Annotated in this window: 7 protein-coding genes and 1 rRNA gene; 2 read left to right on the forward strand and 6 right to left on the reverse strand. The window is 72.4% G+C overall.

Going from position 1 to position 14,607, the window contains the following annotated elements; all coding sequences use genetic code 11:
- Positions 1-41: 41 nt before the first annotated feature.
- From ACGF07_RS24215 to ACGF07_RS24230, 4 genes are all read right to left on the reverse strand, one after another.
- Positions 42-923, reverse strand: coding sequence for a RodZ domain-containing protein (locus ACGF07_RS24215; RefSeq protein WP_350739887.1), 882 nt, complete (start codon positions 921-923; stop codon positions 42-44).
- 351 nt (positions 924-1,274) lie between these two features.
- Positions 1,275-3,971, reverse strand: a complete 2,697-nt coding sequence (locus ACGF07_RS24220; protein WP_392901926.1) for a DNA translocase FtsK — start codon at positions 3,969-3,971, stop codon at positions 1,275-1,277.
- A gap of 221 nt (positions 3,972-4,192) precedes the next feature.
- Positions 4,193-4,828 (reverse strand): response regulator, encoded by a 636-nt coding sequence (locus ACGF07_RS24225; RefSeq protein ID WP_350739893.1) that lies wholly within the window; start codon positions 4,826-4,828, stop codon positions 4,193-4,195.
- 297 nt (positions 4,829-5,125) lie between these two features.
- Complete coding sequence (locus ACGF07_RS24230) at positions 5,126-9,640, reverse strand: HAMP domain-containing protein (protein WP_392901938.1); 4,515 nt, start codon at positions 9,638-9,640, stop codon at positions 5,126-5,128.
- A gap of 581 nt (positions 9,641-10,221) precedes the next feature.
- Between ACGF07_RS24230 and ACGF07_RS24235 the strand changes: the two genes are divergently transcribed.
- Positions 10,222-12,783 (forward strand): SpoIIE family protein phosphatase, encoded by a 2,562-nt coding sequence (locus ACGF07_RS24235; protein WP_350739896.1) that lies wholly within the window; start codon positions 10,222-10,224, stop codon positions 12,781-12,783.
- A gap of 266 nt (positions 12,784-13,049) precedes the next feature.
- Positions 13,050-13,613, forward strand: coding sequence for an acetate uptake transporter (locus tag ACGF07_RS24240; RefSeq protein WP_350739899.1), 564 nt, complete (start codon positions 13,050-13,052; stop codon positions 13,611-13,613).
- Here ACGF07_RS24240 and ACGF07_RS24245 read toward each other — a convergent pair.
- Positions 13,606-14,454 carry a phosphatase PAP2 family protein gene (locus ACGF07_RS24245; protein WP_392901928.1) on the reverse strand — a complete coding sequence of 283 codons (849 nt, stop codon included), beginning with the start codon at positions 14,452-14,454 and terminating at the stop codon, positions 13,606-13,608. The two genes, ACGF07_RS24240 and ACGF07_RS24245, sit on opposite strands and share 8 nt — an antisense overlap.
- A gap of 61 nt (positions 14,455-14,515) precedes the next feature.
- Positions 14,516-14,607 (reverse strand): 5S ribosomal RNA (rrf, locus tag ACGF07_RS24250); the annotation flags it as partial.

Consider the following 14,607-nt stretch of genomic DNA (forward strand, 5'->3'; position numbering starts at 1 on the left):
TGGATCAGCTGATCACCACCGGCCCCCGCCGGCCCCTGTGGTCAGCCCGCCTGCGGGTCTCCGGGGGTGTACGTGACGTGCACCACCTGGCCGTCCTTTCCGAGGAGGCCAAGGTCCTTGCCGTTGACGTACGCGTGCACGGCCCCGCCGTTGCCGAGCACCAGCTTGATCTGCTTGGGGTCGGTGAAGGTCTGGTCCTGGCCGCCGCTGATGTTGTTCTGGAACAGCGACTTGCCGTTGCCGTCCATCGCGGACACCCAGCTGGTGCCCTCGGCGACCAGCTTCACGGTGACCTTGTCGGCCGGCACGGCGGCGATCGCGGCGGCGCTCGGCGCGGGCGCCGGCGGCTGGACGGTCGGCGTGACCGGGGCGACGGAGCCGGTGCCGGAGCCGCTGGGCAGCGGGGCGCTGGCGGAGCCGGTGGTGCTCCGGCCGTCCTTGCCGTTGACCAGGTTGAAGCCGATCAGCGCGACCACCGCGACGATCGCGGCGACCATGGCCGCCGTCCAGTTCGGCCGGCTGCGGCCGGGCACCTTGATCGGACCGCTGTCGATCAGCTGGGTGGCCGGGCTCTTGGAGGCCGGCGAACCGCCGTGCGCGGCGTCGTAGCGGGCGACCAGCTCCTCGCCGTCCACGCCGACGGCGCGGGCGATCGAGCGGATGTGCCCGCGGGCGTAGAAGTCGCCGCCGCAGCGGCCGAAGTCGTCCTCCTCGATGGCGTGGACGATCGGCACCCGCACACGGGTGGCCGTACTCACCTGGTCCACCGTGAGTCCCGCCTCGATCCGGGCGGCGGACAACACCCGGCCGATGCTCGGGGCATCGGCCGCCTGCACCTCGTCGTCGGTCGGCTCGACGGACTCGTCGGTCGGCTCGGCGGGCGACGGGGCGTTCTCGCGGTCGGGGGACTTGCCGATGGTCACGGGGCACGCCTTTCGAGCGGATGGCCACCTGCTGGAGAACAGTCTAGGGGCGGGGGCGGATCGTTTCTCAAGCGGAGCGGGCCCGAATGCGCGCGCCCGCCGCCCCCGGGGGCCGGCCCCCCGTTGACCGGCCGTCAACGGGGGTGCCCGGCGGGCCCCGGGGTGCGCTTTCCGGCGTGTGACGCGGCGCGCGGGCATCCGGTTCCTTGCGGCTCGTCTACCCTCCACCGAACGAGTGAACGCCTCGATCGGCGGGGTCCGTCAGCCGCACGTGAGGGCGTCCTCGGCGGCTCCCATGGGCGCCCGTCAGTTCCCCTGCCGATACCGCCACTCCCGGCCGACTCGGTCCGCTCAGCCCCTCAGGGTGACCAGCACACCGTCCAGCTCGTCCGGCTTCACCAGCACGTCACGGGCCTTGGAGCCCTCGCTCGGACCGACGATCCCCCGCGACTCCATCAGGTCCATCAGCCGGCCCGCCTTGGCGAAGCCGACCCGGAGCTTGCGCTGGAGCATCGAGGTGGAGCCGAACTGGGTGGAGACCACCAGCTCGGCCGCCTGGATCAGCAGGTCCAGGTCGTCGCCGATCTCCTCGTCGATCTCCTTCTTCGGCCCGGACCCGACCGTCACGTCGTCCCGGTAGACGGCGCTCAGCTGGTCCTTGCAGTGCTGCACCACCCGGGCGATCTCCGCCTCGGTGACGAAGGCGCCCTGCATGCGGATCGGCTTGCTCGCGCCCATCGGCAGGAAGAGCGCGTCGCCCTTGCCGATCAGCTTCTCCGCGCCGGGCTGGTCCAGGATGACCCGGGAGTCGGCCATCGCGGAGGTCGCGAAGGCCAGCCGTGACGGCACGTTGGCCTTGATCAGACCGGTGACCACGTCCACCGAGGGCCGCTGGGTGGCGAGCACCAGGTGGATGCCGGCCGCACGGGCCAGCTGGGTGATCCGGACCACCGAGTCCTCGACGTCCCGCGGCGCGACCATCATCAGGTCGGCCAGCTCGTCGACGATCACCAGCAGGTACGGGTACGGCGTCAGCTCCCGTTCGCTGCCCGGCGGCGGGGTGACCTTGCCGGCCCGCACCGCCGCGTTGAAGTCGTCCACGTGCCGGAAGCCGAACGCGGCGAGGTCGTCGTAGCGCATGTCCATCTCGCGCACGACCCACTGGAGGGCCTCGGCGGCCTTCTTCGGGTTGGTGATGATCGGCGTGATCAGGTGCGGGATGCCCTCGTACGCCGTCAGCTCGACCCGCTTCGGGTCGACCAGGACCATCCGCACCTCGTCCGGCGTGGCCCGGGCCAGGATCGAGGTGATCAGGCAGTTGATGCAGGACGACTTGCCCGCACCGGTCGCACCGGCCACCAGGATGTGCGGCATCTTCGCGAGGTTCGCCATCACCGTGTGGCCCTCGACGTCCTTGCCCATGCCGACGAGCATCGGGTGGCTGTCCTCGGCGGCCGCGCGCGAGCGCAGCAGGTCGCCGAGGTTGACCATCTCGCGGTCCCGGTTGGGGATCTCGATGCCGACCGCGGACTTGCCCGGGATCGGGCTGATGATCCGCACGTCCGGGCTGGCCACCGCGTAGGCGATGTTCTTGGCGAGGGCGGTGATCCGCTCCACCTTGACGGCGGGGCCCAGCTCGACCTCGTAGCGGGTGACCGTCGGGCCGCGGGTGAAGCCGGTGACCCTGGCGTCCACCTTGAACTCGGCGAAGGTGCTGGTGAGCTGGGCCACCACCTCGTCGTTGAGGGCGCTGCGGGCCTTGGCCGGGCCGCCGCGCTCCAGCAGGTCGAGCGGGGGCAGCGCGTAGGTGATGTCCCCGGCGAGCTGGAGCTGCTCCATCCGCACCGGCGCCGGGCCGTGCTCCGCGGGCGCGCCCGGGCCACCGCTGCGGGCGGCCGGGACGGCCGGCTCCTCGGGCGGCGCGGTGAGGTCCTTGACCTGGTGCATCATGTCCGCCACCGCCGAGGAGGCGGGCACGCCGTAGACCAGCGCGCCGTCCAGGTCGGCGGCCGCTCCGGCGGCGAGGTCGCGGGTGGCGTAGGGGTCCGGGGCCTCCCCGTCCAGCGGCTCCTTGTCCAGGGAGAGCCGGACGGCCTCCGGCCGCTCCTCGGGATCGGCGCCCTGCTTGCGCCGACGGCGGCGGCGGCGCGCGGCGACCTCGTCCGTCGGGTCGTCACCGACGGTGTCCAGGGTGAACGGAAGCGCGTCGGGATCCGCGTCCTCCGGCGGCTCGGTGGACAGCTCGCGCTCCGGCGTGCGCCCCCAGTGCACCTCGTCCTGGGGCCCGGGCTCGACCACGCCGAGCCGTATCCCGATGCCCCGCAGCCGCTCGCCGATCCGGTTGACCGGGGTGGCGGTGACCACCAGCAGGCCGAAGAAGGCCAGCAGCAGGAGCAGCGGCACCGCCAGCGCCGGGCCGGCGGCGGCCATCATCGGGGTGGACGCGGCCCAGCCGACGATCCCGCCGGCCGCCCTTATCCGGGAGGCGCCGCTGCCCATCACGGGCGCGCCGCAGCCGATGTGGACCAGGCCGAGGACGCCGACCAGCAGCGCGCTCAGCCCGATCACGATCCGGCCGTTGGCCTCCGGCAGCTCCGGGTGGCGCCAGAGCCGGATCGCGATGCCGGCCAGCAGGAACGGCACCAGCACGTCGAGCCGCCCGAACAGTCCGGACACCACGGCGGTGGCCGCCTCGCCCAGCCAGCCCTGCGGGCTGAACCAGGTGCCGGCGGCGATCACCATCGCGAGCGCGAAGAGCACCAGGCCCAGCCCGTCCTTGCGGTGGGCCGGGTGGAGGTTCTTGGCGCCGTCGCCGACACCGCGGAAGATCGCGGCGATCGGACTCGCCAGGGCGTTGAGGAAGCGCACCAGCCCCGACCGGGACGGCGGCGGGGGCGGCGGGGCCGACTTGGCCGCCGCCTTCTTCGCGGGGGCCCTGCGGGCTGCCGCCTTCTTCGCGGGCGGCTTCCCCGGGGCCTTCGCCGCGGCCTTCTTGGACGGTCCCGGAGTCGGCTTGCGTGCTGCGTTCCCGGGCGTGCGAGTGGCCATGGGTCAGCAGCCTACCGGTGCTGACCACCGGTGCCCACGCGCCCGGGGCGGGGTGCCCGGACGTGTCGCAGACACACCGTCACGCTGACCGGGTTTCACCCGGCTGCACCGCTGAACCACCCGGACGGGCGAGCGCGGAGCCGCGGTTCCGCACCGAACGGCACCGAGCCGAGGCCGGTCCTCCGAGCTGCCCGGACGCGCCGAGCCGTACCGGGCCGACCCTACGAACTGCCCGGCCGCATCGCGTCCAACGCCCGGCGCAGACCGGCCAGCTTGCGCTCCAGGTGCGCCGCGGTGGCGGCCACCCCGGCGTCCTGCGTCCCGTCCAGCTGCTTCCCGAGCGCCTCCGCCTGCTCCTCGACCGCCGCCAGCCGCGCGGACAGCTCGCCCAGCAGCGCCCCGCCGAGCTCCTGCTCGCCGCCGCCCTCCTCCAGCTGCAGCCGCAGCAGCGCGGCCTGCTCCTTCAGCTGGCAGTTCTTGACGTACAGGTCCACGAAGACCGAGACCTTCGCCCGCAGCACCCACGGGTCGAAGGGCTTGGAGATGTAGTCCACGGCCCCGGCCGCGTAGCCGCGGAAGGTGTGGTGCGGGCCGTGGTTGATCGCGGTGAGGAAGATGATCGGGATGTCCCGGGTGCGCTCGCGGCGCTTGATGTGGGCGGCGGTCTCGAAGCCGTCCATCCCGGGCATCTGGACGTCCAGCAGGATCACCGCGAAGTCGTCGGTCAGCAGCGCCTTCAGCGCCTCCTCGCCGGAGGCGGCGCGCACCAGCGTCTGATCCAGGGCGGAGAGGATCGCCTCCAGCGCCAGCAGGTTCTCCGGCCGGTCGTCGACCAGGAGGATCTTCGCCTTCTGCATGGGGGCCCGTCCTCCTGTCGCCTGCCTGCCGCCCGGTGAAGGCACCCGCACACTGCCCACCGCTACTCCGGTCATGCTAGCCGCACCCCCTCGCCCGGCACATCGCTCCATCGGGACCCGATCCGGAGCGGCGCGCTGCCAGTGCACCGGCGCACGCTCAGCAGGGTGTCGCCGTCCGGTCACTGTTCGCAACGCTCGGTGACCCTACCGGGTTCCCGGGTCCGACCGCCAGCAAACAGGTCCACCGGCGGGCGCGAACCCCGGGGTCCGGCCCGGGGTTCGCGCCCGCGCCCGGGTTCACGCGCGGTCGCCGTTCAACCACTCGTGCATCACCGCCAGCAGGTGGTCGGTCTCCACCGGCTTGGTGATGTGGTCGGTGGCGCCCGCCTCCAGCGACTTCTCGCGGTCGCCCTTCATCGCCTTCGCGGTCAGCGCGATGATCGGCAGCCCGGCGAACTGGGGCATCCGGCGGATCGCCTCGGTGGTCGCGTAGCCGTCCATCTCCGGCATCATGATGTCCATCAGGACCAGCGCCACGTTCTCGTGCTGCTCCAGCATCTCGATGCCCTCGCGGCCGTTCTCGGCGTACAGCACGGTCAGGCCGTGCTGCTCCAGCACGCTGGTCAGGGCGAACACGTTGCGCACGTCGTCGTCCACGATCAGCACCTGCTGGCCGTCGAAGCGGGTGTCGCCGCGGTCGGGCCGCGGCTGCTGCGCGGGCTCCGCCGTCCGGGCCGCGGCGGCGCTCTCGAGCGCGGCGCTGCGCCGGCGCTCCACCGCACCGCGGCGGCGCTCCTCGGCCATCTCCCGGACCTCCTGGGCCCAGTGGTCGGCCGGGTTCTCGCCGACCGGCACCGGCAGGCCCACCGGGGTCACCCCCACCGAGGCGCGCGGCGCGGGCGCGGCCGGACGCTCCGCCGGCCGGTCGGCGGGCACGGCGTCCGGGGCCTCGGTGCGCAGCGGCAGGTAGAGGGTGAACGTCGACCCCCGGCCGAGCTCGCTCTCGGCGTGGATCTCGCCGCCGAGCAGCCGGGCGATCTCCCGGCTGATCGACAGGCCGAGGCCGGTGCCGCCGTACTTGCGGCTGGTGGTCCCGTCGGCCTGCTTGAACGCCTCGAAGATCTCCCGCAGCTTGTTGCCGGGGATGCCGATGCCGGTGTCGGAGACCGAGAAGGCGATCAGCTCGTCGTCCGGGCCCTGGATCGAGCCGGACTCCAGCAGCCGCTCGCGCACGTGCTGCGGGACGTCGTGGCCGGCCGGGCTGATCGAGAAGTCGACGCCTCCGGTGTCGGTGAACTTCACCGCGTTGGAGATCAGGTTGCGCAGCACCTGCTGGAGCCGCTGCTCGTCGGTGTGCAGCGTGACCGGCAGGGCGGGCGAGACCCGCACCTCGAAGGCCAGGTTCTTGTCCAGCGCGACGGGCTGGAAGGTGGCTTCGACGTAGTCCACCAGCTGGACCAGGGCGATCCGGGTCGGGCGGACGTCCATCTTCCCGGCCTCGACCTTGGACAGGTCGAGGATGTCGTTGATCAGCTGGAGCAGGTCGGAGCCGGCGCCGTGGATGGTGTCGGCGAACTCGACCTGCTTGGGCGAGAGGTTGCCCTCGTTGTTGTCGGAGAGCAGCTTGGCCAGGATCAGCAGCGAGTTGAGCGGGGTGCGCAGCTCGTGCGACATGTTGGCGAGGAACTCGCTCTTGTACCGCGAGGCCAGGGCGAGCTGCTCGGCACGCTCCTCCAGGACCTGCCGGGCCTCCTCGATCTCGCTGTTCTTGATCTCGATGTCCCGGTTCTGCTGGGCGAGTTGCTCGGCCTTCTCCTGCAACTCCTCGTTGGTGCGCTCCAGTTCCTCCTGGCGCGCCTCCAACTCGGCAGACCGCATCGAGAGTTCCGCGGTGAGCCGCTGGGACTCCAGCAGCAGGCCCTCGGTCTTGGTGTTGACGCTGATGGTGTTGACGGTGACGCCGATCAGGTCGGCGATCTGGTTGAGGAAGTCCAGCGCGACGGTGGTGAAGGAGCTGAAGGTGGCCAGCTCGATCACGCCGAGCAGCCGGCCCTCGAACTGCACCGGCAGCACCACGATGTGGGCCGGGGAGGCCTCGCCGAGCCCGGAGGCGACCTTGAGGTAGCCGGGCGGTGCCTCCTTGACGATGATCGCCCGCTTCTCCACGGCGGCCTGCCCGATCAGCGACTCGCCGGGCCGGAAGGTGGTCGGCATCGCCCGCCGCTGGTAGCCGTAGCTGCCGATCAGCCGCAGCACGGTGTCGTTCTCGTCGTCGTCCTCGGTGATCAGCTCGGCGGTGCGGCCGGCGGGCTGGGCGAGGAAGAAGGCGCCGTGCTGGGCGGAGACCACGGGGGTCAGCTCCGTCATGATCAGCGAGGCGACCGCCTCCAGGTCCCGGCGGCCCTGCAGCAGGCCGGAGATCCGGGCCAGGTTGGTCTTGAGCCAGTCCTGCTCCTGGTTGGTGCGGGTGGTCTCGCGCAGGTTGGCGATCATCTGGTTGATGTTGTCCTTGAGCTCGTCGAGCTCTCCCGCGGCGTCCACGTCGATCCGCAGGCTGAGGTCGCCCCTGGTCACCGCGGTGGCGACCTGGGCGATCGCGCGCACCTGCCGGGTCAGGTTGTTGGCCAGCTCGTTCACCGACTCGGTGAGGTCCTGCCAGGTGCCGTCCACGCCGGGCACCCGGGCCTGGCCGCCGAGGCGCCCGTCGGTGCCCACCTCGCGGGCGACCCGGGTGACCTCGTCGGCGAAGGCGGACAACTGGTCGACCATGGTGTTGATGTTGGTCTTGAGCTGGAGGATCTCGCCCCGCGCGTCGACGTCGATCTTCTGCGAGAGGTCTCCGCGCGCCACCGCCGTGATCACCAGTGCGATGTTGCGGACCTGGCCGGTCAGGTTGTTGGCCATCTGGTTGACGTTGTCGGTCAGGTCCTTCCAGATGCCGGCCACGCCCGGCACGCTCGCCTGGCCGCCCAGGGTGCCGTCGGTGCCCACCTCCCGGGCGACCCGGGTGACCTCCACCGCGAACGCGGACAGCTGGTCGACCATGGTGTTCAGGGTCCCGGCGAGCATCGCGATCTCGCCCTGGGCCTCGATGGTGATCTTCTTGGAGAGGTCGCCGCGGGCCACCGCGGAGGCGACCTCGGCGATGTTGCGCACCTGCCCGGTCAGGTTCGAAGCCATGAAGTTGACGTTGTCGGTCAGGTCCTTCCAGATCCCCGACACCCCGCGGACCCGGGCCTGACCGCCCAGGATGCCCTCGGTGCCCACCTCGCGGGCGACCCGCGTCACCTCGTCGGCGAAGGCCGACAGCTGGTCGACCATGGTGTTGACGGTGGTCACCAGCTCGAGGATCTCGCCCCGGGCGTCGACGGTGATCTTCTTCGACACGTCGCCGCGCGCCACCGCCGTGGTCACCTCGGCGATGTTGCGGACCTGGCTGGTCAGGTTGTTGGCCATCAGGTTGACGCTGTTGGTCAGGTCCTTCCACGTCCCCGACACCCCGGGCACGCTGGCCTGGCCGCCGAGGATGCCCTCCGTACCGACGTCCCGGGCCACCCGGGTCACCTCGTCGGCGAACGAGGAGAGCTGGTCGACCATCGTGTTGATGGTGTTCTTCAGCTCCAGGATCTCCCCGCGCGCGTCCACCTGGATCTTCTGCGACAGGTCGCCCTTGGCGACCGCGGTCGTCACCTGCGCGATGTTGCGCACCTGGTCGGTGAGGTTGTTCGCCATGAAGTTGACGTTGTCGGTCAGGTCCCGCCAGACCCCGGCCGCCCAGGGGACCTGCGCCTGACCGCCCAGCCGGCCCTCGGTGCCCACCTGGCGGGCCACCCTGGTCACCTGTTCGGCGAAGCCGGAGAGCTGGTCGACCATCGTGTTGATGGTGTTCTTCAGCTCCAGCATCTCGCCGCGCGCGTCCACCTCGATCTTCTGCGAGAGGTCCCCGCGCGCCACCGCCGTCGTCACCTGCGCGATGTTGCGCACCTGGCCGGTCAGGTTGTCGGCCATGAAGTTCACCGAGTCGGTCAGCTCGCGCCAGACCCCGGCCACGCCCGGCACCTGCGCCTGACCGCCCAGCCGCCCCTCGGTACCGACGTCCCGCGCCACCGTCGTGACCTGGGCGGCGAAGCTGTTCAGCTGGTCCACCATCGTGTTGACGGTGTTCTTCAGCTCCAGCATCTCGCCCGCCACGTCCACCGTGACCTTGCGGGACAGATCGCCCTTGGCCACCGCCGTGGTCACCTGGGCGATGTTGCGGACCTGCGCGGTCAGCCGGCCCGCCATGGTGTTGACCGAATCCGCCAGGTCCTTCCAACTGCCGGACACGCTGCGGACCTTCGCCTGACCGCCGAGCTTGCCCTCGGTGCCCACCTCGCGGGCCACCCGGGTCACCTCGTCGGTGAACTCCGAGAGCTGGTCCACCAGCCCGTTGACGGTCCGCCCGATCTTCAGGTACTCGCCGCGCAGCGGGTGGCTCACCCCGTTGCTGTGCAGCGAGCGCAGCTCCATCTTCTGGTCCAGGTCGCCCTCCGCGATCGAGGTCAGCACCCGGCCCACCTCGGCCATCGGACGGGCCAGGTCGTCGATCAGCGCGTTGCAGTTGTCGACGGCCGCCATCCAGGCGCCCTCGCCCGCGCCGGTCTCCAACCGCTCGTTCAGCCGGCCCTCGCGGCCGACCGCCCGGCGCACCCGGGCCAGTTCCCCGGTCAGGTGCTGGTTGCGCTCGGCGACCTCGTTGAACACCGCGGCGATCTCCGCCAGCGGCCCGTCGCCCGGGACCGTCAGCCGGCGGCGGAAGTTGCCGTCCCGCATCGCGGTCAGCGCGGACAGCAGCTTGCGCAGGTCGGCCGGCTCGGCACCCCGGTTGTGGCCCGAACGCCGGCCGGCCACGTTCCGCGGCGCCGTCCCGGACCGTCCGCCGCGCTGGGCGGGCGGCGTCGAACCGGATGCGTCCTTGGTTGCGTCCTTGGTGGCCGAACTCAACGGGCCCCTCCCACGTAGTGAACTGTCCGGTGACCGCCGCGCCGTTCCGGCACGCGCCCGGGCACCGGCCCGGCTGGGCTGCGCACCGGCGGACCCACTCGGCACACCGGCACCCACACGACCGTACTGCTCCCACCGGCCGTCGCGGACCCCCCAGTCTGGCAGCACTGGCGCCGAGTGCACGGCCGGTTGCGCTCGGTTGGTACCGCACCGTCCGAAACAGGTGGGCAGAATCACCCTCCAGTGCCTGTTTCACCGCCCCGCCCCCACGGGGAACCAAGCGGAAAGTAGGGTGGAGCGCTGCACCGGGCCACGACCCGACCCAGCGCCGCCGCACCCCGACGGCGCGCGCGGGGAGTCGGCGCCGCACCGGACAGCCAGGGCAAGACCAGCAGAGGAGACGTGGCAACGTGGTCACCGCGCGCGCAGCCGCCACCTTCGACCCCGACGGCAGGTCCGCGGCCGCCGCCCGGGGCTTCGTCCGGGACGCGCTGCTCGGCTGGGGCCTGCCCGAGGTCGTCGACGACGCCGTCGTCCTGGTCAGCGAGCTGGTCACCAACGCCGTCGTGCACGCCGGCACCGCCGCCGAGGTCTGCTGCCTGCGCGAGGAGGAGACCGTCCGGATCGAGGTCACCGACCACCACCCCGAACGCAGCCTGCCCTCCCTCGGCGACGGGCCCGCCTCCGCCTCCGACCGCTACGCCGACCCCGACGGCGAGGGCGGCCGCGGCCTGCTGATGTGCTCCGCCCTCGCCGAGCGCTGGGGCGTCGAGTACGCGGCCGGGCAGAAGACCGTGTGGTTCCGGCTCAGCCTGCCCGCCCACGTGGTCGGCACCGCCTACGCCGTCCCCGCCACCCCCGGCAGCGACCTGCCCAGCAGCGCCGGACCGCTGCACGTCGCCGTCGTCCAGCTCGACGAGGACGGCCGCGTCCTGGCCTGGAACCCCGACGCCGAGGCCCTCTTCCAGCACCCCGCCTCCGCCGTCCTCGGCCGCCCCTGGGCCGACCTCGCCGTCTGGCCGCAGTCGCCCGGCCGCGGCCTCGGCCTCTCCGACACCCTTCAGCTGGCCCGCTGGGAGGGCGGCTACGGCGTCCGCCGCGCCGACGGCGAGGAGGTCGAGGTCTACGGCGTCCAGGTCCGGGTGCGCGACACCGAGGGCGTCCCCTCCACGCTCTGCCTGCTCGTCCGCGAACCCGACCGCGCGGTGCTGCGCTCCCCCGCCCGCGCCCTGCCCGGCGAGCGCCCCGAATCCGCCGGCCCCCGGCTCGACCTGCTGGCCGGCCCGGTCGCCACCGACGACCTGGACACCCTGCTCCAGCGCACCGTCGAACGCGCCCGCGACCTGCTCGACGCCGACGCCGCCTACCTGCTGCTCACCACCGACGACGAGACCGAGTTCGAGCTCCGCGCCACCACCGGCTTCAGCACCGGACTGCGCCGGCACGCCCGGTTCCCCGTCGAGACCGGCAACCGCTACGACTCCGCCCGGCTGCCCACCGTCCACGAGGACCTGGCCGCCCGCCCCACCGGCCTGCCCCTGCTCGCCGACAGCGGCATGCGCTCCCTGATCACCGTCCCGCTCAAGGTCGAGGGCCGCCTGATCGGGTCGCTCGGCATCGCCACCACCGTGCCCGGCCGCTACGACAACGAGGACGCGCTGCGCCTCCAGTTCGCCGCCGACCGAGTCGCGCTGGCCGTCGAGAGCACCCGGCTGACCGAGCTCGAACGGCTGCGCCGCGGCTCGCTGTCCTTCCTCGTCGAAGCCTCCGACCTGCTCGCCGGCACCCTCGAACACGAGCAGACCCTCGCGCTGATGGCCCAGATGGCCGTCCCCACCCTCTCCTCCTGGTGCGCCGTCTACACCAACGGCGACCACGGCTCCTCGGCCGGCCCGGCCTTCGTCCTGCACGAGGACGAGGACCGCATCGACCCGCTGCGCGACCTGCTCGACAAGACCCCCGCCCCCGAGGCCGGCCCCACCCACGGCGTCCGCTTCTGGTCGGCGCCCACCGAGACCGCGGCCGCCCGCGGACTCGCCGACAGCCCCGAACTGGCCGGCCTGCTCGGCGAGACCGTGGTGCTGCCGCTGACGGCCCGCAACCGGGTCATCGGTCTGCTCGCGCTCGGCGTCCCGGCCGGCACCCGCTTCCGCCAGGAGATCCTCGAACTCGCCGAGGACCTCTCCCGCCGGGCCGCCCTCGCCCTGGACAACTCCCGGCTCTACTCGGAGCGCACAGCCACCAGCCAGGCCCTCCAGCGCAGCCTGCTGCCGCCCGACCTGCCCGAGATCCCGGGCGTCGAGGTGGACGTCTACTACCAGGCCGCGGGCGAGGGCAACGAGGTCGGCGGCGACTTCTACGACCTGTTCACCATCCGCGAGGGCACCTACGGCTTCGCCATCGGCGACGTCTGCGGCACCGGCCCCGAGGCCGCCTCGGTCACCGGCCTGGCCCGGCACTCGCTGCGCCTGCTGGCCCGCGAGGGCCTGGACGCCCCGCAGGTGCTCAGCCGCCTCAACGCGGCCATCCTGGACGAGGGTTCGCGCAGCCGCTTCCTGACCCTGCTCTACGGCGAGCTCACGCCCCGGCCGGACGGCAGCACCGAACTGTCCCTGGTCTGCGCCGGCCACCCGCTGCCGCTGCGACTGCGCACCGACGGCCGGGTCGACCGGGCGGCCACCCCGCAACCCCTGCTCGGCGTCATGGACGACCTCGACCTCACCGCCGAGCACCTGGTGCTCTCCCCCGGCGAGGTCCTGCTCTGCGTCACCGACGGCGTCACCGAGCGCCGCGAGGGCCCGCGGATGCTGGGCGACGACGGGCTGGCCGAGGTGCTCACCGGCTGCACCGGCCTGACCGCCGGGGCGGTCGCGATGCGGGTGCAGCGCGCGGTCGAACGGTTCGCCGCGGAGCCGCCGTCCGACGACATGGCGATCCTGACGCTGCGGGTCCCGAACCAGCGTCAGCCCTGAACGGTCCGCAGCTGACGCAGTCACAAATTGTTATATTCACAAGGGTACAAGGGTCCCGTGTCGGGTACACCGATCACACCGGGGAATCCCCCGGAGGGGACGTGACCAGCGGATCTCCGCCGGCCCATCACTTCTGACCTCACCTCTGACCGCTGCCCGCGCGCACCTTCGCCGTGCGCCCCCGGCGCGGTCGCGCGCACCCACTCCTCGAACCCACACCAAGCGTCACTGCGCCCTGCGCGCGCCCAGAGTGAAAGGAGCCTCCGGTGAGCAACGACGCTACCGGGGCATCGAACGCCCGCTCCACCGGCGCCGACGCGGGTAGCCTCGGCTACCTCGCCCTCGGCCTGACACTGCTCGCCTACGGTCTGCTCTCCACCGGCATCCTGCACGGCGCCGGGGTCGGGGACGCCGGCCACCTCGCCCACCTGCTCGGCGGCGTCACCCTCTTCATCGCGGGCCTGTGGCAGCTCCGCCGCGGCGAGGGCTTCACCGGTACCGCCTTCACCAGCCTCGGCGCCTTCTGGGCGACCTGGTCGGTCGCGGGCGGCGCGAGCAAGAACGCCGCCGGCCTGTTCCTGCTGCTGTGGGCCCTGCTCGCCCTCAGCCTCACCGCGGCGAGCTGGGGCTCCGGACTCGTCGGCCGCGCCGTCTACGGCCTGCTGACGCTCTCCCTGGTGCTGTCCGCCGTCGCCACCTTCGGCGGGTACGGCGGCCTCGCCAAGGCGGCCGGCTGGATCGCGGCTGTCGCCGGGCTCGCCGCCTGGTACTGGGCCACCTCCGCGCTCAGCAACGGCTCCTGGGGGAAGGTCGCCCTGCCGGTCAAGTGACCTGCTGCCTCGACCGCTCCCGAGCACCACTGCGGGGTCGCACCTCCGTCTCGACGGGGGTCCGACCCCGTCGGCGTGCCACCAGCGCCAGCACCGCGTAGGCGAGGAGCAGGATCACGACCGCCACGATGCCGTCGGCCCAGAAGTGATTGGCCGTCACCACGACGACCGCCACCGTCAGCACCGGGTGCAGCACCATCACCCAGCGGAACGGGCTCGGCGACACCCGCACGACCGCGACCGCCGCCAGCACGCACCAGGCGACGTGCACCGACGGCATCGCCGACAGCTGGTCGGCCACCACCACCCCGCCGACCGCACCCCCGTACACCGACTGCCCGTACTCGGCCGCCACGTCGACGAACCCGCTCTGCGGGAGCATCCGCGGCGGCGCCACCGGGACGAACTGCACCAGCAGGCAGACCGCGGTGGTGATCACCACCGTGTTGCGCACCCACGCGTAGCGCTCCCGGTGCCGCACGTACACCCAGAGCAGCACCGCCAGCATCACCGCGAAGTGCATCACCGCGTAGTAGTAGTTGGCCAGCCTCACCAGCACCGGGTACGGCGTGACCGCCGCCTGCCAGGAGGCCTCGTCCGGCAACCCGATCGCCAGCTCCGTGCGGTGGATCCAGCCCGCCCGGTCCAGCGCGTGATCGGCGCTCATCACCGACAGGTGCCCCACCAGCTGCCAGAGCGCGAACAGCGCCAACAGGGTGCCGGCCTCGCGCAGCAGCGCCGACACCCCCGGCTTCCGGACCCGCGCGGCAACGTACGCACCCCCGTAGAGGCCGACGGCGGCGCCCCCGGCGGACTGCCAGGTCAGGGTCAGGTTCTGCATTGGCAGAGGGTAACGCAAAAAGACCCCCTCCCGTCCGGGAGGGGGTCTTTTCGGAATGATTGTTCGGCGGCGTCCTACTCTCCCACAGGGTCCCCCCTGCAGTACCATCGGCGCTGTGAGGCTTAGCTTCCGGGTTCGGAATGTAACCGGGCG

Origin of the sequence: Kitasatospora sp. NPDC048194, from assembly GCF_043202455.1 — a bacterium.
In the GTDB taxonomy this organism is placed as follows: Bacteria; Actinomycetota; Actinomycetes; order Streptomycetales; family Streptomycetaceae; genus Kitasatospora.